This is a genomic window from Streptomyces sp. NPDC028298 (assembly GCF_055565895.1).
The window spans coordinates 87,609-105,425 of the sequence record NZ_JBVHTL010000008.1 but is presented as its reverse complement, the minus strand read 5'-3'; the positions used below and the strand labels follow the sequence as shown (position 1 = coordinate 105,425).

Annotated in this window: 15 protein-coding genes; 4 read left to right on the top strand and 11 right to left on the bottom strand. The window is 71.2% G+C overall.

Features of this window, described 5'->3' with window-relative positions; all coding sequences use genetic code 11:
• Positions 1–36: 36 nt before the first annotated feature.
• Positions 37–1,071 (bottom strand): YrhB domain-containing protein, encoded by a 1,035-nt coding sequence (locus ACZ4TO_RS31125; RefSeq protein WP_468025952.1) that lies wholly within the window; start codon positions 1,069–1,071, stop codon positions 37–39.
• Between the two features lie 226 nt (positions 1,072–1,297).
• On the opposite strand from ACZ4TO_RS31125, the gene ACZ4TO_RS31120 reads away from it, so the two are divergent.
• Positions 1,298–2,008, top strand: coding sequence for a hypothetical protein (locus ACZ4TO_RS31120; RefSeq protein WP_382778561.1), 711 nt, complete (start codon positions 1,298–1,300; stop codon positions 2,006–2,008).
• A 147-nt stretch (positions 2,009–2,155) separates the two neighbouring features.
• On the opposite strand, the gene ACZ4TO_RS31115 is transcribed toward ACZ4TO_RS31120, so the two are convergent.
• The 7 genes from ACZ4TO_RS31115 to ACZ4TO_RS31085 form a co-directional block, all read right to left on the bottom strand.
• Complete coding sequence (locus ACZ4TO_RS31115; RefSeq protein ID WP_468025951.1) at positions 2,156–2,977, bottom strand: YwqG family protein; 822 nt, start codon at positions 2,975–2,977, stop codon at positions 2,156–2,158.
• 80 nt (positions 2,978–3,057) lie between these two features.
• Positions 3,058–3,690 (bottom strand): glyoxalase, encoded by a 633-nt coding sequence (locus tag ACZ4TO_RS31110; protein ID WP_451075682.1) that lies wholly within the window; start codon positions 3,688–3,690, stop codon positions 3,058–3,060.
• Between the two features lie 162 nt (positions 3,691–3,852).
• Positions 3,853–5,613: an ABC transporter ATP-binding protein gene (locus tag ACZ4TO_RS31105; protein ID WP_468025950.1), complete on the bottom strand. Its 1,761-nt coding sequence runs from the start codon at positions 5,611–5,613 to the stop codon at positions 3,853–3,855.
• Between the two features lie 153 nt (positions 5,614–5,766).
• Positions 5,767–5,904, bottom strand: a complete 138-nt coding sequence (locus ACZ4TO_RS31100; RefSeq protein ID WP_107065889.1) for a SapB/AmfS family lanthipeptide — start codon at positions 5,902–5,904, stop codon at positions 5,767–5,769.
• Between the two features lie 103 nt (positions 5,905–6,007).
• The gene (gene lanKC / locus ACZ4TO_RS31095; protein WP_468025949.1) at positions 6,008–8,710 is read right to left on the bottom strand and encodes a class III lanthionine synthetase LanKC; all 2,703 of its coding nucleotides are present in this window, start codon (positions 8,708–8,710) and stop codon (positions 6,008–6,010) included.
• Positions 8,711–9,625: 915 nt separating this feature from the next.
• Positions 9,626–11,617: a HEAT repeat domain-containing protein gene (locus ACZ4TO_RS31090; RefSeq protein ID WP_468025948.1), complete on the bottom strand. Its 1,992-nt coding sequence runs from the start codon at positions 11,615–11,617 to the stop codon at positions 9,626–9,628.
• 101 nt (positions 11,618–11,718) lie between these two features.
• A complete protein-coding gene (locus ACZ4TO_RS31085) occupies positions 11,719–12,417 on the bottom strand; it encodes a hypothetical protein (RefSeq protein WP_451075678.1) in 699 nt (232 codons plus the stop codon).
• Positions 12,418–12,610: 193 nt separating this feature from the next.
• On the opposite strand from ACZ4TO_RS31085, the gene gcvH reads away from it, so the two are divergent.
• Complete coding sequence (gcvH, locus tag ACZ4TO_RS31080; protein ID WP_451075677.1) at positions 12,611–12,994, top strand: glycine cleavage system protein GcvH; 384 nt, start codon at positions 12,611–12,613, stop codon at positions 12,992–12,994.
• Between the two features lie 106 nt (positions 12,995–13,100).
• Here gcvH and ACZ4TO_RS31075 read toward each other — a convergent pair whose 3' ends face one another.
• Entirely contained in the window at positions 13,101–13,256 is a 156-nt protein-coding gene (locus ACZ4TO_RS31075; protein ID WP_382778553.1) for a DUF6131 family protein, read from the bottom strand.
• 131 nt (positions 13,257–13,387) lie between these two features.
• Between ACZ4TO_RS31075 and ACZ4TO_RS31070 the strand changes: the two genes are divergently transcribed.
• Both ACZ4TO_RS31070 and ACZ4TO_RS31065 read left to right on the top strand, forming a co-directional pair.
• Positions 13,388–13,861: an NUDIX domain-containing protein gene (locus ACZ4TO_RS31070; protein ID WP_468025947.1), complete on the top strand. Its 474-nt coding sequence runs from the start codon at positions 13,388–13,390 to the stop codon at positions 13,859–13,861.
• A 484-nt stretch (positions 13,862–14,345) separates the two neighbouring features.
• Positions 14,346–14,990, top strand: a complete 645-nt coding sequence (locus ACZ4TO_RS31065; protein ID WP_468025946.1) for a GAP family protein — start codon at positions 14,346–14,348, stop codon at positions 14,988–14,990.
• A 93-nt stretch (positions 14,991–15,083) separates the two neighbouring features.
• Here ACZ4TO_RS31065 and ACZ4TO_RS31060 read toward each other — a convergent pair whose 3' ends face one another.
• Positions 15,084–16,355 (bottom strand): serine hydrolase domain-containing protein, encoded by a 1,272-nt coding sequence (locus ACZ4TO_RS31060; protein ID WP_385041519.1) that lies wholly within the window; start codon positions 16,353–16,355, stop codon positions 15,084–15,086.
• Between the two features lie 172 nt (positions 16,356–16,527).
• Positions 16,528–17,808: a hypothetical protein gene (locus tag ACZ4TO_RS31055; RefSeq protein WP_468025945.1), complete on the bottom strand. Its 1,281-nt coding sequence runs from the start codon at positions 17,806–17,808 to the stop codon at positions 16,528–16,530.
• Positions 17,809–17,817 lie beyond the last annotated feature (9 nt).

Genomic DNA, 17,817 nt, shown 5'->3' with positions numbered 1-17,817 from the left:
AGGATGCCACGCGATGACCCTGGCGATTCGGAGCTGTCACCATGCCCACGGGTCGTCGGCGTCGTAGAGGCGATCACTGAGGGCGAGCACTTCGGTGTCGTCGAGGTGGCGCGGTCTCCAGCCGGAGTTGGCGGCATGGGCGACGAAGCGGTCGTCGAGCGCGAGGTGGTAGGTCTCGACGTAGTAGGCGAGATGCGCGTTCCAGAACCAAGTTCCGTCGGTCCGCGTCGAGTTCTCTCCGATGTACGTCTTGTCGCCACGCAGCTCGTCGTAGGAGCCCGTGCCGCATACGGCCAACCGCGTGCCGGAACGCAGATAGGCGATCAGTTCCGCTTCGTGAGGGCGGACTTCGGTGGCGATGGAGTCATGGATGCTCGGTGCGTCGGCCTGATCGGGCGACAGTTCGCGGTAGTCACCGAGGTATCTGGTCGAGCACCGTTCAGGGGTCTGCCTGCGGCGATGTGGTGCGGTGCCCGACGGCTCGTACGGCGGATTGGGCGTTGCCATGGGGGTACGGGGTTCGGTGATGGTTCGCACGCCGAGCGCGACGGGCTCCTTGGGGCGGGGGAGTGCTTCGGCAGTCAACGCGAGGAGGTCGGCCGGCGGGCTTTCCCCGGCAATCAACGCGTCCACGTAGGCCGTCGCGGCGCGGATGCCGAGAGCGGAGACCCGCCGTCGGATGAGACGCAGGGCCTGGGCCCTGCCTTGAGTCTCGGCGGTCGACCGCAGCTCGTCGTGCAGCGCGTCGACCGGGCCGGGCGGTTCCCGCCCCTTCACCCGCGTCAGATAGTCGTTCTCCCAGGCTCCCGTGACCACGTCCACGACCGGGATCTGGTGGAGACCGCCATCCTGTTTGTCCACCAGATAGGGGCCGTTGCCCAGCAGTGAGCGGCGTGGGTCGCCCGTGCGGACGTAGTCCTCCGCGTCCCAGGAGACGATCCAGCCCAGGGCGTGCTCACGGACCAGGGTCACCTGCGCAGGGACGGATCGGCCGTAGGTCGCGAGCTCCTCGAGGTACGCACGCTCCAACTCCGTCTCGACTCGGGAGACGGCGGACACACGGGTGATCATCCCGACAGCATCGGGCATCCGGCCGGGACCCACCAGCGAGTTTCGGAGGGCTGGGAGCGGATGGGGCTGTCGCCGAGCAACCCATGTGCGTCGCGCAGGAACAGCGGGTGTGGCGAATCGATTTGGCATGATCTATTCGGTCGATTTGCCTGAAAGTCGCACAAGTGCGGTGCCTAGACGGCAATATGGCCTGATCTTCCCTGAACCACGCATCAGAGGCCGCGCCATGACCAGACCGCAGTCCCCGCCGGATCCCTACGCGAGGCCGCAGCGCCCGGTCCCTCGAGCCTCCGGCGACTCCCACCGGAGCGCGCTCGTCGTCGCCCTGATCGGTGCCGCGGCCACGATCGTCGCCGCTCTGATCGGACTGTTCGTGCAACTGAGCGGCGATGTGGAGCAACGCGCCTCGGGTCCGTCGCCCGGCGGCGCGTCGTCCGTATCGGAGGCTCCCGGCACGCCCGAGACGTCCGTCGCTCCCTCGGTTCCGCCGAGCACGTCCGTGGCGTCCGGAGGGTCTGGAGCGCCCGGTGAAGCCGACGGGGCCGGGGTCGTCCCGACCCCCACCGCTCCGACGCCCGTCGGCGTGCCGGAGAAGTTCCTCGGACGCTGGCAGGGCTACGCCGAGGAGGTCGACGCCTCCAGTACCGACCACTACCGCGTCACCGTGGAGCTCGACCAGGGCACCCTGCGCGAGCGGGTCGGCAGCGTCCACTACGCGATGGAGTCCTCCGACTGCTACGGCACCGTGAGCCTGACCGCGGTCGGCGGCACGGAGCAGGTGATCCTCGGGGAGAGCATCCAGTCCGGCAACTGCGTCACGAACGGCCGCATCACCCTGACACTGCGCCCGGGCGACACGGTGGACTTCGCCTACGAGTCGACCAAGCGGGACGGCACCCGGCAGTCGGTGAAGGCGGGCCTGGAACGCGTCGCCTGACCGGCGTCGGGGAGAGCAGCACGAGTGCCCGGTCCGCGACGACCTCCCCAGCCGTTCGAGGACAGGGTTCCGCGACTGCCCGCCGGCAGGTCTCGACACGGAGGACTCGACGGCGCTCGCGTGCTCCGGGTGCCAAGCCCTCTACTGCTAAGGGCAGTCGAAGCGGTGGGCGAAGGGGCGCCCGGGACAGGTGTGGCACTCGAAGAGATACACGCCACCGAGGTCGCCGAGCACCAGACCCGGTCCTTCGTACCGTACGTCGATGTCCTCGACCGGTGTCCAGGTGCGCCGGGACAGCGCGTCGCCCTCGGTGCTCTCCACGGTCAGGAGGTGTTCCATGCGCCTCCCGCAGACCGCGCAGTCCGGCCACCTCGGGTCCTGGCTCCAGCCGGGATATCCGACCAGCTTCGTGCCCGGCGCCGTGGAGAGGTGGCTCTGGTGGTCCCAGCCCGTCTCCTGGTCCAAGTCCAGGAACCTGAACTCCAGTTCGTCCCAGAGGTCGTCGTCCAGATCCCAGTGGGGATACTCCGTCACCCGCTCCGGATGCACGACGCACGGACGCGGGACGTAGTTCTCCCAGTACTCGGCCGGGCTCGGCGGCGCCGACAGCACCTCGCCGACCGCGCCGGCCTCGCGCCAGCGCACCTCAGGGACGACCCAGCGGCCACCGCCGTGCTTGCGCGGGCACCACAGGACCTGGAGCAGATCGCACCCTTCGGGGAACGGGACGATGTCGGGAACAGCGGCGCGGTAGATCTGGACGACCGGCACCATCGGCGAACCCTCGTGCTCGGGACACAGCGGCCACGCCTCCTCGGCAGGCCAGAGCAGCGGGCCGCCCACCGAGCTGTCCCGGCAGGTCGGTTCACCCGCCCGCGGGTGGAGCCTTACGGTCACTCTGCGGAGGGGGGCCAGCTCGGGAAACAGCTTCTCCACGTCCACGGGGCGCGGTGGTGTGTGACGGGCCACGACGACAGACTACGGCCCGGTTCCGCGGTGTACCGGCGCGAGCGGTGCCTGCCTGACGGGCGGAGTGCCCGGTTCTGCGGTCAGGACTTCGTGTGTGCCGGCGACGAGGCTTCCCAGGTGAAGCCGTCCGGGTCGGTGAACGCCGTCGCGGTGCCGGTGAGCGCGAGCCTGTGCGATCCGCTGCCGTCGTCGGTGACGCCGAGGTCCTTGGCCAGCCCGGCGCGCTTGTACAGCGCCAGCTTGAACTGCTCCGGCCCGTCCGCGGTGAACTCGGCGTACTTGCCGCCGAAGCTCTTCGCGACGGTCATCCCCTGCTCGACGTAGAACCGCTTGGTCGCCTTGACGTCGGCGACGCCCAGCAGCAGCACACGCTCGTCGATGGTGCCCGTGGCCGGACCGGTGTCCTTCTTCGCCGAGGTGGCGACCTTCCAGATCGTCCCGTCCGGGGCCTGGACGACGCCTCCGTAGCCCCACAGGGACTTCGACACGGGCTTGAGCGATGTGGCGCCGGCCGCGATGGCGCCGTCGATGAGGCTCACGACGTCGGCCGGCTGGGACACGGTGAGCGCCAGCGTGAACCCACGGAAGCCGGTCGAGGGTGCCTCGGAGGCGCGCAGGCGCAGCCCCGCGCCGAGTCCGAAGGCGCCGGCGTAGAACTGCTCGGCGGCGGTCGGGTCGTCCACTTCGAGGGTGATGGATGCGATGGAAGTCATGCGGATCACGCTAGCCGCGGCCGGCCGGCGATGGCTTCTCCGATCCTGCTCGATGCGGTCCCGCTCGATGCCGCCCCGCTCGATGCCGTCCCGCTCGACGTGATCGGGCGCGAGGCGGTCGGCCTTGACGGGGTCCTCGCCCTGCGGCGGGGATCTGCCCGATCACGATCCGGTGATCGCCTGGCTGGCGATGAGCTGTTGGTACGGGGCGCAGCGAGCCAGGAGCGAGGGGTGGTTGCCGGTGTCGGTGACGGTTCCCTGGTCAAGCATGATCACGTGCTCGGCGTGCTGCACGGTGGTGAGCCGGTGGGCGACGACGATGACCGCGCGAGTCGTCGCCAGCTTTTCGATGACGGTCCGGAAGCGTTGTTCGTTGAGGCCGTCGAGCTGGCTGGTGGGTTCGTCGAGCAGCACGATGTCGGCGTCGGACAGCAGGGCACGGGCGAGCGCCATGCGCTGCCGCTGGCCGCCGGACAGGTCGGTCTCGCGGCCCAGCAGGGTGTCGAGTCCCTGGGGGAGGCGGGTGATGTCGTCGGCGAGTCCGACGGCGTCGAGGGCGGTGGCGAGCTCTTCGTCGGTGGCGGGGGTGGTGCGGCCGAGCTGGAGGTTCTCGCGGGCGGTGGCCTCCAGCAGGGTGAAGGCCTGGTCGACGTACGTGATACGGGTGCGCAGGGCGTCCAGGGGCCAGTGCCGCATGTCGTGACCGAGGACCGTGATGGTGCCCGAGGAGGGCCGGATGAACCGGTCGATGAGGGACAGCGTGGTGGTCTTCCCGGCCCCCGACGCGCCGACCACGGCGGTGAGCCCGGTGCGGGCGGTACGGAAGGAGATGCCCTGCAGGGTGGGCCGGCCGGCTCCGGCGTGGGTGTAGGAGACGGAGTCGAAGGCGACGGCGGGTGCGTCGGGCAGCGGGGTGGGAGCGCCCCGGCCGTCCTCGGTCGTGTCGTCCTCGGGCGGCAGGAGCAGCAGGTCGTTGCAGCGGTCGCGGGCGGCGAGCCCCGACTGCAGCCGGCCGAGGCCGGTGGCCAGTGTGTTGACGGACGGGATCGCCTGGAGCAGGTAGAGGAGGAACGCGGCGAACGCGGCCGCCGTGATGTCGCCCGCGGCCAGGCGGGCGCCTCCGGTGAGGATGACGGCGATCATGGCGAGCTGGTTGCCCAGGGTGAGCACGGCGGGGATCAGCGTGCCCAGCCGGGCGCCCTCCAGGGAGATGGAGCGCAGCCGTTCCGCGTCCTCGGCGAGGGCGCGGGTGGCCAGCGGTTCGGCCCGGTTGGCCTTGATCGTGGTCAGTGCCTCCAGGTTCGCGGTGAAGCGCTGGGCGATGTGTCCGACGGCGTCCTGCTGGCCGCTCACGTTGGCCCGCATGCGGCGAAGGACCAGCATCACCATCAGGGTCAGGGCGGACAGGGCGATCAGGGTGACCACGGTCAGGACCCAGTCGATCCACACCATCACGCCGAGGGTCGCGGCGATGGTGACGGTGGCGAGCGGCAACTGGCTCGCCACGTCCACGATCTGACGCAGCAACAGGGCGTCGGAGGTGATCCGGGCGGCGAGTTCGCCGGTGCCCTGGGTCCGTACGACGGGCAGCGGCAGCCGCAGCGCGTGTTCCATCAGCGTGATGCGCAGCCTGTACGCCATGCGTTCGCCGATGCGGGCGAGCAGGAAGCCGGAGCAGGCCTGGGTGAGGGCGCCGGCCGCCGCGGCGGCGCACATCAGGGCGATGTGGTCGGTGAGCGGACGGTGGCTGGAGAAGTCGGTGATGACGTCCTGGAGGAAGAGGGGGAGGGCGAGGGTGGCGGCGGTGGCGGCGAGTGCGAGGAACAGTGCGGCGGTGAGCGGGCCGGGTTCGGCGGTCAGTTCACGGCGCAGCCGCAGGGGGCCCTTGTTCGGGTGAGCGCGGGGGGCGGACTCGTCGGCCACGGGGAACCTCTCTGGTTGCGAGGGGGCGTCGCGCGGGGGCACGCACCTGGCGGGCGGAGGGAGGGGCTGCTGGGAGCTGATGGGCGACCGGCCGGGCCGCTGGTGGCGGCCCGGCCGGCTGTGCTGCGTGCGCCCCCTACAGGGCGGTGCCCGTTACACGCAGAGGATCGTGCTCACCGTGCTGGTGCCGCAGTTGAGCACGCTCAGGGAGCTGGTGCTCGCGAGGGTGTCGTCGATCGGGGTGGCCTCGGTCTCGGGCAGGTCCATCGTCTGCAGGTCGAGGATCATCATGGCTGTTCTCCTTCATTCACTGACGGGTGGATCACCCGGCCGGGTGGCCGGGAGTCTTTGGGGCGCGACTCGGCTGATCCGGTCGCGACTTGTGGTGACGTGGTCAGGGACGGCCGGCCGTGTGCCCGGCGGAGGTCTGGCGCCGGCCGGCCGCGGCCGGGGGGAGGCTCGGGCTCTCCTGGGCCGATCCGGGTCCGCCGGTCCAGGGGAGGAAAGGCGTGCCGGCCAGGGCCGTGCCCAGGGCCAGGAGCACGCCCGCGGAGCCGGTCGCCAGGTCCGCGGAGAGCCGCAGGAGTTGGTCGCCGGGGAAGGCGAGGTGACCCTGGTACGAGATCTGGTGGAGGGTCAGGAGCCTGCGGTGGCGGTCCAGCGCGGTCTGGCGATCGGCGGCCGCTTCCGCGTCGTCCGGGGTGCGCGGGCGCGGGGAGTGCCACGGGCCGGGGGCGTGCGGCTGGGGCCGGGTGAGGGCGAGGTAGCCGATGAGCCCCGCGCGGCCGTTGAACAGGCCGGGCTGGATGATGAATTCGGGTTCGGCGGCCCGGCTGATCGGCGTACGGAAACGGGCTGTCGGACTGTCGGGGTGATGGCGGAGGAGGGCCTCCAGAGCCAGTCCGATGCCGGTGCTGCCGGTCTCGATGTAGGGAAGTACCCGGTATTCGTCGAGGACTTGGACGGTGCCGTCCGCCGCGGTCACACAGCGTTCGAGGTCCAGTTCCAGCAGGGTCTGGGCCCGTTCGAGGAGAGCGTGATCGCCGGTGTGCTCGTAGAGGCGGATCAGGGCGAGGGCCGCGCCGGACGCCCCGTTCATCAGGCCGGCCTTGCGGCGCCCGCTCGACGGCCCCTCCTTCTCCAGCTCGTCGGCCGCGGTCTGCGCGTGGGTGAGGGCGCTGTCCAGCAGCCGGTCGTCGCCGGTGGCCGAGGCGAAGTGCGACAGGGTCAGGGCGATGCCTGCGCGGCCCGACGACAGGTCGGGGCCCGGGGGGCTGTCCGAAGGGGTGCGGGTGAGCCGCTCCAGCAGGTCGAGCGCGGCGTCCCGTTCGCCGAGGAGGTCGAGGGTGTGGGCGACGCCGTGTCCGCCGGTGTAGAGACCCGGCAGTGCCGGGCGGGTGCGGGCGGCCTCGATGAGCCACTGGACGTGTTCGGCGTCGGTTCCGGCGCCCGTGGCGTGGAGGGCGTACAGGACGCCGGCCGCTCCATGGGCCAGGCCCAGGCTGCCCTGGGTGAACTGGGCGATGTCGCCCGGGAAGAGCCGGTCGCCGCGGTGGGGGGTGGCCATGGCCCGGATGCCGGCGGCGAGTGAGTCCCGGATGGCCCGCCAGTCGGCCCGCGGCCCGCTGAGCAGGGCTTGGGTCTCGGCCCTGCGCAGGCCCAGTTCGGGCCTGGGGGTGCGGCCGTCCTCGGGGGAGGGGGCGAGCATGCGGCGGATCTCGTCGGTGTATCCGGGCGGTACGGGGAACCGGCGCTCGATGACATCGGCGAGCTCGGTGCTCTTGCCCGCGTCCAGGGTGGGCAGTTGGGCGAGCGGGAGGAACAACCAGAGCCGGATCGCGGCCAGTCCGTACAGGTCGATCTCCGGGCCCGTGTATCCCCTCGGAGCGGTGAAGCCCGCGGCTCCCAGGGCTGGCCGCACGAACGCCTGGACGGTGCTGGCGAGTTCGAAGTCGATGAAGCAGATGTCGCCGCCCGGCCGGATGATCAGGTTGCGGGGATGGAGGTCTCCGAACACGACCCCGCGGTCGTGCATGCCCTTCAGGATGTGCTCGATCCGGTCCACGATCGCGATCGCCTCGCGGGTGTACTCGGCGACCGTGGTGTCGTCGGCGTCCGGATGGATGAGCGGATACTTCGCGGTCAGCCACTCGCTCAGTGACTGCCCCTGGACGAACTCCTGCACCAGGAAACGGTGTTCCCACACGGTCAGCAGCTCGTGCATGGCGGGGACTCCGGGCAGTCCCGCCAGACGGACCATCATGTCGTGTTCCTGTTGCAACCGGGTGACGGCGTCGACGCCGCGCTGGTCGAGGCCCGCGTGCGGCCGGGCCTCCTTCAGCACCACTTGAGGGCTGTCCGGGTCCTTCCGGCCGAGGTAGACGCCACCGGCGTTGGAGAAGTGGAGGACCCGCTCGACGCTGTAGGGCAGGGCGGGTGCCTGCGGGGCGTTGCGTTCGGCGATGGCCTCTTCCACGAAGTCCGGCACGGGCGCCCAGTCGGGCACCGAGAAGCCGGCGCCGCGGACGTCGGGGACCAGTCGGCCGTCCGGGTCTTCGAGCGCCAGCACCCGCTGACCGGCGTCGTTGTGGCAGTGGCGCTCGGCGAATCCCCCGTAGCGCAGATACAGCGGTCCCTCGCCCCAGCGCAGATCGCTGAGGATGTACGGGCCCCGGCGGCCCGCGAGCAGCGGTCCGAGTCCCTCGAGGCAGCGCCGCAGCTCGGCGTCGCCCACCGGGTAGATCGTGCAGAACTTCCCGCTCGAACCGCGGGGCGAGTACTTCGAGTTCTGCATCTGCAGGATGGGCAGGCCGCGCAGGAACTTGAACGTGATGTGCTCACGCAGGCAGTAGTCGTAGACCGCTTCCAGTACCGCCTCGGCGTCCTCGGCGCACGAGGACACGTGGATCTTCCAGCCCTGTGAGGGCAGTTGGACGTCCTGGGGGCGTACCACCGCCCAGATCTCCAGGTCGCCGAGCTCCCAGCCCGCGGGCAGCGGCCGGGTGACGGCCGCGAACTCCTCCTGAGCGCCCCAGCGTCGGGGCGAGTCGTAGAAGATCGGGTCTGCGTAGGCGTAGGCCTCGTAGCGGTTGTCCATCGGACTTCTCCTCAGGGCAGGGACGTGTGCCGGCGGTCGGGCCCAGGGGGAGCTGGGATCCGACCGGCCTGGCGAGCGGAGAGGAAGCGGCGAGCAGCGGGGAGCAAGGAGCAAGCAGCGGGGAGCGAAGCGCGAGGAACGAGAAGCGGGGAGCGGGGAGCGGGGAGGTGCGCCGGCCCGGGGAGCGGGAGCGGGCTGCGCGGCTTCGGTGCCGGCCGGATCCCTCGGGAGGTCCCCGGCCACTCGAAGTATTGGGAAAGCGATAGTTCGACCACAACGGCGCGAAAGAAGTCTTTTCCGAAGATATTCGCCCCCGGCGTGATGATGAGACCGCAGATCGTCGACAGCGCCGAGGCGTACACCGGATCACCGGCCCGGCCCGGTGCGCCGCGCCGCCGCGCGCCCGGCCAGGTGTGGCGCGGCCCCTCCGGGTTTGTGAACAGGGTGTTTCGCGGGAGCGGGCCGGATCGGCCGTGTCGCGCAATTGGGCCCTGAAGGCATGGTTAAAACGGCATATGCCGGGTGCGGGGCGAGTCGGAGTATGACCCGGGCTTGCCGACGGCTTCGTGATGATGGATTAGTCGTACCGGCAAGAGAGGTGAACATCCGCCCCCACGCATCGGTCCGACTCCGCCGCGAGCCCGGGTTCGGAGCCGCCGTACGGTGCGGGGGACATCGCCCGTACACCTGTGCGCTACTATTTGTTCAGAGCCGGTCGGAGGAAGTCACTCTGATGGGTGATGCGTTGGTGGTCCAAGGAAAGACGCCCCGCTTCCTGCGGGGAAATGCAGGTGCAAGGCCTGCCCGGCGCTCTGACGAAACCCTGTCCCGCGATGTGCGGGACGGGGTTTCTTGTCGTCCGGGGCAGCCGAATCCCCGCGGCGGGCCCCGGCATCGGGGCCCGCGCCGATGAGGTCAGTCGGCAGCACCCGCCACGGAGATGGCGAGCAGTGCGGCGTGTGCGGCGGCGCACAGTGCGTCGTCCTCAGGGACGGAACGCCAGGTGCCGTGGCGCACGGGGCGTACGTCGGCGTCGAGGAACGCCCTCAGGACCGGCCGTGCGGGAGCGGCGTCCGCGCCCATCCGCGCCAGCAGCTCCACCGTGTCGATGACGGCCGGATAGGCGCCACCCTCCTCGGCGAACGGGGCGATCGCCGAGACGAGGGCCGGGACCACCTCGTCGGTCCGCCCGGTGATCCGCCACAGCGCCTCGCCGACGCGCAAAGGCAGCCAGCCGTGCGGATGACGGGGCAGCAGTTCGCGCAGCCGCCCGACGTACGGGGCTGCCGCCGGACCCAGTTCGCCCAGCAGCACGGCGGCGCCCTCCTGGCCGTAGCGCCCCTCCAGCTCGGGAAGGAGCAGCGTGAGCGCGGGCTCGCGGTCGCCGGTCAGTCGTCCGTAGGCGACCGCGAGACTGCGCGGTGCGAACGACTGGTTCGCGGGCGGGGCTTCGAGCAAGGCGCGCAGCCGCTCACGCGGGACGGCCCGCGCCGCGGCCGGCCCGATCGCCGCGAGGGCGTCCAGCGCCCAGACCACGGCATCGGTGTCCAGGAGGGCGAGCAGCTCCGGGATCGCGGGGGCGGAGGCGTCACCCCACGCGGTCAGCAACTGGCAGAGCGCCCGGCGTTCGTCGAGGCCGGCGGCGGTGGCGAGACGGGCCCGCAGCGGGGGCAGCAGCACCTCGGCGTGGGCGCCGAGATCCGCGGCGACGTCGTTCAGGCTCAGCTCGTACGTCCACCAGCCGTCGGCGTGGGACGAGTGGAGGGCGAAGCCGGGGTCCGCGTCGGCCAGGCGGCGCGCCAGGGGCGGGACGCAGCGCGGATCGCCGAGCCGCGACAGTGCCCAGAGCGCGTGGGCCCGGACCCGCGGATCCGCCTCGTCGGCCTCCGTGCTCATGGCCGCCAGGGCGTCCGCCCAGGGGTGGGCCGCGTGCCCGCACATCCCGAGGACCCGGGTGGCGAAGAGCCGGTTGTCGGCTTCGGGATCGCCGAGCGAACGAGCCACGTCCGGCAGCAGGTCGGCGACCGCGGACCGTCGGCGGCTGAGCGCCTGGGCGGCGACCCGCAGCGCTCCCGCGCGTACGGTGGGGTCCCGGTGTCCGAGCAGCTCGCGGGTCGCGCCGGCCACGGCGTCCGGGGCGTCTCCGAGGAGGCCGACCGCCCAGACGACGGTCCCCGTGGTGATGCCTTCCGGGCGCCATGTGTCCGGTTCGCTGCCGGACAGCACGTCGGACACCGCCCGCACGCCGTCGACGGCGTCCTGCCCCGGCAGCGCGCGACGCAAGGCCTGCGCGGCGGTCAGTCGTACGGAGGGCGCGGCGTCGTTCATCTCGGCGCGCAGCCAGTCGAGGGAGGCGCCGCGCTGCTCACGCGCGTGGGCGGTCAGCGCGCCGACCGAATCGACGAGCTGGAGCCGGGTCCGTGGCGCGGTCTCGACCTCCCAGCGGGCCCGCAGTGCGGCGATGACCTCGTCGGCCCGGCCGTGGGCCTCGGCCAGACAGTGCGCGACCGCCGTACGGTGCTCCGCCACGGGGGCGTCGAGGAGGGGCAGCAGGTCCGGGACCGCCAGGTTCCAGGCGCCGGCCCAGCCGCGGGTGACGAAGCGGGGCTGTGCGGTGTTTCCCGAGTGCGCCAGGGACCGTACGAGGTAGAGGAGTTCGCCCCTGACCTCCGCTGCCACGGCAGGGTCCGCGGCGGCCGCGATGACGTGGGGCAGGGCTGGGGGCGCCGAGGAATAGACTCCACCGCCCTGATGGTGGACGTGCGTCAGCAGGTCCTCGGCCGCGTCGGCGGCCTTCTCCGGGTGCCGAAGGTTCCGCAGCATGGCGGGTACGTCGTCGGCGGTTCCGTAGGCGTGCTTGAGGGCCGCCCAGTCCACGGCTTCGATCGACGTGGACGCAACGCTCAAGTCCCGCTCGCCCAACCTTCGTTCGTTCAAGTCCCGTTCGTTCGTGTCCGGCTCGCCCGGGGTCCGCCTGCTCAAGTCCCGCTCGCCCGAGTCTCGTTCGTTCATATCCGGGCCGCCTCCACCTGCTCCGAGACCGGGAAGACGTCGTCGCAGTCCGGGCAGGTGGCCCGGCCGAAGAGGTGCAGGATTCCGCGTGCGACGTCCCCGTGACCCGCCTGTGCCGCCGTACGGTGCAGCCGCGCGGGCAGGGGAGCGAGGTCGGCCGGGTCGGCGGGCAGCAAGGGCGCCGTGGGCGGGTCGGTCGTCACGTAGTCGCCGGCGGAGGCGAACGTCCCTCGGTCGCCGAAGGCGATGAACAGCTCCGAAGCGCACTCCGGGCACTCGATCTCGTACTCCTGCTGGTACAGGCCCTCCAGCAGCCCGGCGCTCCAGACGCGTTCCCCCTCGAAGGCCAGGAGGCACTGGAGAAGGTCCACGAACACCACGGCGTCCTCGCCTGCCGCGTCGAGCAGGCGGTCGGCCACGGGGAGGAGGACGGCGAGTTCTCCGGCGTAACGCGCGCTGTGCTCTTCGTCGGCCGCCGACGCGATGAGGCCCGCCAGCTCGACGGCTTCGTGCGGTTCGCCGGGGGCGCGGCCGTCCGCGACGGCGGCCAGGTGGGGGAGGGCCAGGAAGCTGTCGGCGTAGACGCTGCCCTGATGGCACAGGTCGTCCCACAGTTCGATCCAGACCTGTCCGTCGTCCTCACCGCCCAGACGGGCGAAGGCGGCGGCCAGGTCGTCGGAGGGTCTCGCGGTCATGTCACCGGATCATTCCAGGGGCGTGTCCGCATCCGAGTACGGGGTGGCGGGGACCGGCCCCGAACGGACACGGGCGCGGCCGGACCTGGCGAAACCATCCTTCGGCGGCCGGTCCGCGTGGAAGCCGTTCGCACGCGTCACGGCGTGACAATCTGCCACTCGGTGATCACTTCGTGTTCCGAAAGGGGCTGTCATGTCAACCATCCCGAAGGACCTCAAGTACACGGACGACCACGAGTGGGCGCGCTTCGAAGCCGACGGGACGGTGACGGTCGGCATCACCGACCACGCGCAGAAGCAGCTCGGCGATGTCGTGTTCGTGGATCTGCCCATGCTGGGCAAGAAGGTCGACGCCGGTGAACCCGTCGGCACCATCGAGTCGGTCAAGGCCGCCACGGAGATCTTCGCTCCGGTCGGCGGCGAGTTGACCGGGGCGAACAACGACGTCCTCGAGCAGCCCGAGGAAGTCAACGACGACCCCTACGGCTGCTGGCTGTTCAAGATCAAGCCGGGAGAGGGCGACTCCGCAGGGGATCTGCTTTCAGCCGCCGAGTACGCGGAGTTGATCGGCGACTGACGGTCCCGATCGCTTCGGTGGCACGCCCGGGGCCCGGCAGATGCCGGGCCCCGAGTGGCGCGCTGAGCCGCCGGTCGCGCGCCCGCCCAGTGGTCAGTGGTCCCGCCTAGTAGTAGTGACGTCGTCCGCCGACCTCGCGGCCCACCGCTCCGAGGATCCACAGCACGACGCCGATCGCGACCAGGATGATCCCGATGGTCCAAAGAATTCCGATACCGGCGATGAGGCCGATGACAAGCAGGATGACTCCGAGGATGATCATGGCGTCCTCCGGTGGCGGGACGTAGTCTGCGGGCGTCCCCTTCTCCTGCCGGGTTCCCGCCTCGTGCGACCTAAACACGGGCCCACCGACGATGAAGGACGCGTCGCGTCCTGCGCAGCGAGGGAGAAAGTATGGCCGACACCGGTCGCGGATACGTCAGGGACAGCCGTGGGTGCCGCCATTGGGGCCCGCACGGCGCGGCGGGACTGCTCCTGCGCCAGGACGGCCGGTTCCTGCTCCAGCGCCGTTCCTGGCGGGTCCATCACGGCCGCACCTGGAGCACTCCTGGTGGGGCGCTGCACGCCGGCGAGAGTCCGTGGGACGGGGCCCGCCGGGAGTTCGCGGAGGAACTGGGCGGTGTTCCGGAACTCCGCAGGATCCACACCTTCGTCGACGATCACGGTGGATGGGCCTACCACACCGTCGTCGCGGAGGTCACCGGGCCGTTCTCCCCGCTCCGTGGGGACGGAGAAGGGTCCGCCTACCGGTGGTGCGCCCCCGCCGAGATCGACTCGCTGCGCCTGCACCCCGGATTCGCCGCCACATGGCCGCGGTTGCTGGCCGCCGTGGATGGCGTGCACGGCATGGAGGAGACGGGGGGATGAGGAGACGGAGGGATTCCGACTCCGTCGGCCATCGCCTGGACCACCCCCAGGCAACAGGACCTTCCAGAGGGGTCTGAAAGTCGCCGGTGGGGGCACTCGGCTCCTGCGGCGCCGGTCGGCGCCTCTCCCTCGAAGGAAAGAGAAACCCGTGTACATAGGCCTGGGTACCGTCGTCCTCATCATCGTGGTCGTCGCCGTCGTCATGATGCTGCGCCGCCGCTGATCCACGCCCGTTCTCCGCGCGGTCCACGATGAACGTCGGCCCTCCTCGAGGGAGCGACGCAGCGGAAAGCGGGAGTCCGGGCCGTGGCGGTCGAGTTCCGGGCCTGGTGCATACGAGGACGTGGGCGTGGTCTGCTTGACCGGCCGGGTCGCCCCCCTGCAGGGTCGGGATGCGGCGCCGTGAGGGCGCCGCCCGACCCGGCCGACCGACCCGCCCGTCCCAGGTGGTAGACGGTCCTGATCCTCAGGAGCGACGCATCCGATGGTCCTCGACCTGCTCGTGATCGGTTTGGCCATCACCCTGGGGCCCTTGCACAACAGCGCCTTCATCCTGCTGCTCTCCTCGCGGCGCGGCGTTCGCCAGGGCCTGGCGTTCCTGCTGTCGTGGCTGGCCAACCTGATCGTGGTGATTGTCTGCGTGGTGCTGCTGACGGGCGGTCAGCCTCCCGCCCGTCACACCGTGCCCTCCACCGCGACGATCGCCGCGAAACTCGCCATCGGCGTCGGGCTGGTGCTCTACAGCGCGCACCGGCGCCGCCGACCGCCCCAACCGCACGGCCCTCCACGCTGGACCGCCCGGATCGACAACGCCTCCCCGGCCACGGCAGCGGGCCTGGCCTGGCTGCTGCAGCCCTGGGCCATGGTCGGCGCCGGAGCCGCGACCGCCGTCGACGCGGACCTCTCCACCCTCACCGACTGGCTCGCGCTGACCGGCTACTGCCTGCTGGCCACGCTCAGCCTCATCGTCATGGAGATGTACACGGTCTGGGCGCCCACGGCCGCCAACGCCCGGTTGAACGCGCTGCGCGGCTGGCTGGAGCAGCACCAGGAGCAGTTGATCGTCACGCTCTCACTGCTCCTCGGTCTGTACCTCATGGCCCGGAGCATCTACCAACTCGTGGCCTGATGGGGCCTGATGGGGGCTCAGTGACCGGGCTGCGGAGACGTACGAGGCCGGGCCGCCGACGCGGCCCGGCCTCGCGTGGTCACACGCCGCCGCTCAGGACGGCGATACGCCGAACACCTCCGAGAGGATCAACTTCGTCAACTCGTCTGAGGGAGCGGTGCCGTCGGGTGACTGGTTGAGGTTCACCAGGACGACGACGGTCGCCTTCCGCTTCGGGTCGTACCCCACGAAGCTGTTGTAGCCGGGGATCTGACCGTCGTGGCCGAGGAAGCCGGAGAAGTCGACGATCCCCAGACCGTACGTGGGCGTGCCCGGCACGTCCGAGGTGGGGACGAAACGCAGCCGCTGGCGCTGCGTCTGCGGGCTGAGGAGCTTTCCGTCGGCCAGTGCGGGGGCCCAGCGCAGCAGGTCGGACAGCGTGGAGATGCCGCCGCCGGCCGCCCAGGCCCACGAGGGGTTCACGTCGGTGACGTCCATCGGGTTGCCCGCCGACCAGTCGGCCCAGGCGGCGTCCTTCCCGGTGAGCACCGGAGCGGTGAGACTGTCCACGTTGCTGATGAACTGGTAGCCGCGCGGGTGCGGGGCGGGGAAGGCCGTGTCGGTGGCCAGGTTGGTGTGCGGCATGCCGACCGGGCGGAAGACACGGTCACGCAGCAAGGACGTGAGCGGCCGGTGGGTGAGCTTCTCGGCGATCAGCCCGAGCAGGATGTAGTTGGTGTTGGAGTAGTGCCACCCCTGTCCCGGCGGGAAGTACGGCTGGTGGCGGAACGCGATCGCCAGGAGTTCCTCGGGCCTCCACTGGGTCTCGGGGCGGTCGTCGAGCACCTGGTTGAAGCGCAGGTCCTCGCTGTAGTTGTAGAGGCCGCTGGTCATCTGGAGCAGTTGGCGGACGGTGATGTTGCGCCCGTTCGGTACACCGCGCAGATAGCGCGACACCGGGGCGTCCAGCTTGATCCGGCCCTCGTCGACGAGTTCCAGGATCACCGTGGCGGTGAACGTCTTGGTGATGCTGCCGATCCGGAAGTGCTCGTCGGCCGCGATCGGCTTGCCCGTCTTGAGGGACTCGGTGCCGAGCGTCTTGGTCCAGGTGCCCCACTGCGGAGTGCGGATCGACACCACCGCTCCGGGGATGCGCAGGCGCTGCATCAGGGCGATCAGATCGGGCGTCAGGCTCTTGGCGAAGGGCGGCGCACCCGCCTTCGGGTGGTGGACGTCGCCGACGGCGGTGGGTGTGGCCAGCGCCGGTGCGACGGGGGTCAGGGCCAGCACGGCGGCGGAGAGCAGGACGGTGAGCCGGGAACGCCGCCGGGTCGGCGCGGAGGCGCGCCGGGGGCGGACGAGGGAGCGGGGGAGCCGGGTCGGCATGATGGGTCCGTTTCGTCCGGTGGATCGACGTCCCCAGGGATACCTCCCGCCCTCGGCGTCGGCGCCCAGTTGGGCCACCGGTGGGCGTTTCCGCCACGACGACTCGCCTTGCCTCATGGGACAGTGACATGCCGTCAGGTCGACGGGACCGTCAGCCGGACCGACGGCCGGGTCAGCCCGTACCCGTACCCGCGCTCATGCCCGTACCTATGCCAGTGCCCGTACGGGTGCCGGTGCCGTCCGTGGACTCGGTGGATGCCAGACGTTCTCGCGCCGCGGCCCGTACCTCGGGCGTCTCCATCGGATCGTCCCGCAAGGCCGCGATCCGCTCCAGCGCCTCCCGGGCGGCCGGCACCGACGCGATCGCGGCCAGCCGTGCCGTCTCCTCGCAGTCCCACAGCGATTCGGCGTAGACGTGCTCCAGGCCGCTCCGGTCGATGGCCGCCAAGGCCTCCAGATACGCGGTCCGCTCGTACGAGTGCGGGGTGTGGAGCCAGAAGCGCCGCAGGTAGGGCAACGCCTCGGCGGCATCGGGACCGAGCCGGGCCAGACGCCGCGCCGTCCGGTCGGGACCGCACCAGGCGCGCGCCGACCACTGCCCCGCCAGTTCTCGTACGAGCCCCGGCAGGTCCTCGGCGGAGGGATGGTCGGCCAGCACGTCCGCTCCGAGCTCGGCCAGCCACGGACGCCGATCCTCCGCCCAGCCGCGCGCCGCCGGTACGGCGAGGGCGTCGAGGCGTTCGACCGCCCGCCTGAGCAGCGGCAGGGGCCGCCGGCCGTCCGAGGTGCCCAAAGAGGGGACGAGCGGGAGCAGCCCCTCGTCGGGCTCCCTGCGGTTCAGCGCACGCAGCGCGTCGAACTTGTCCTCTTCCACGGTGCGTTCGTCGCGGAGCAGGATGAGCAGTTCGCCGGTGCCGAGCCCGTCCAGGGACGGCCTGGGTACGGGCGGGCGGTTGCGCACCTCGATCCCGAACCGGCTCCACGGCTCGGGCTGCCGGGGGAGTTCCGGTTCCTCGCCGATCCGGGCGCGCGCGACGTCACCGAGGTCGTCCCACCACTCGGTCGGCCAGCCGATCGAGACCGACTCAAGGACCCTCGCCCAGTGCGCGCCCTCGCGGATGTACGTACGCAGCGCATCCCTGGCCGCTTCCGAGCCCGAGAGGGCCAGCAGTTCCAGGACGTCGCACGCCCGCAGACAGGTCTCCTCGTCCCCCGCGAGCCGACGCAGGACCGGGGTGAGGGACAGGTCCAGATCGCGGACGAGCCGGGCCAGATACAGACAGCGGTCGTCGGTCGAGTCCCAGCGCCAGTCACGGCGGATCCCGTCGTACACGAACGCGGCGGCTTCCTGCGGGTCCCGGAGCGCCCGTACCGCGCCGAGGCCGCGCCCCCGTTGCAGCAGGCCCTCCAAGGACTCGATGCGGGCGTAGACCATCTCGTGCTCATCGCTCATCGACTCGAC

Bases quoted from the DNA above. Each gene is read 5' to 3' on its own strand.
- ACZ4TO_RS31125 (WP_468025952.1), bottom strand. From the start codon at position 1,071: ATGATCACCCGTGTGTCCGCCGTCTCCCGAGTCGAGACGGAGTTGGAG.
- ACZ4TO_RS31120 (WP_382778561.1), top strand. From the start codon at position 1,298: ATGACCAGACCGCAGTCCCCGCCGGATCCCTACGCGAGGCCGCAGCGC.
- ACZ4TO_RS31110 (WP_451075682.1), bottom strand. From the start codon at position 3,690: ATGACTTCCATCGCATCCATCACCCTCGAAGTGGACGACCCGACCGCC.
- ACZ4TO_RS31100 (WP_107065889.1), bottom strand. From the start codon at position 5,904: ATGATGATCCTCGACCTGCAGACGATGGACCTGCCCGAGACCGAGGCC.
- lanKC (WP_468025949.1), bottom strand. From the start codon at position 8,710: ATGGACAACCGCTACGAGGCCTACGCCTACGCAGACCCGATCTTCTAC.
- ACZ4TO_RS31085 (WP_451075678.1), bottom strand. From the start codon at position 12,417: ATGACCGCGAGACCCTCCGACGACCTGGCCGCCGCCTTCGCCCGTCTG.
- gcvH (WP_451075677.1), top strand. From the start codon at position 12,611: ATGTCAACCATCCCGAAGGACCTCAAGTACACGGACGACCACGAGTGG.
- ACZ4TO_RS31075 (WP_382778553.1), bottom strand. From the start codon at position 13,256: ATGATCATCCTCGGAGTCATCCTGCTTGTCATCGGCCTCATCGCCGGT.
- ACZ4TO_RS31070 (WP_468025947.1), top strand. From the start codon at position 13,388: ATGGCCGACACCGGTCGCGGATACGTCAGGGACAGCCGTGGGTGCCGC.
- ACZ4TO_RS31065 (WP_468025946.1), top strand. From the start codon at position 14,346: ATGGTCCTCGACCTGCTCGTGATCGGTTTGGCCATCACCCTGGGGCCC.
- ACZ4TO_RS31060 (WP_385041519.1), bottom strand. From the start codon at position 16,355: ATGCCGACCCGGCTCCCCCGCTCCCTCGTCCGCCCCCGGCGCGCCTCC.
- ACZ4TO_RS31055 (WP_468025945.1), bottom strand. From the start codon at position 17,808: ATGAGCGATGAGCACGAGATGGTCTACGCCCGCATCGAGTCCTTGGAG.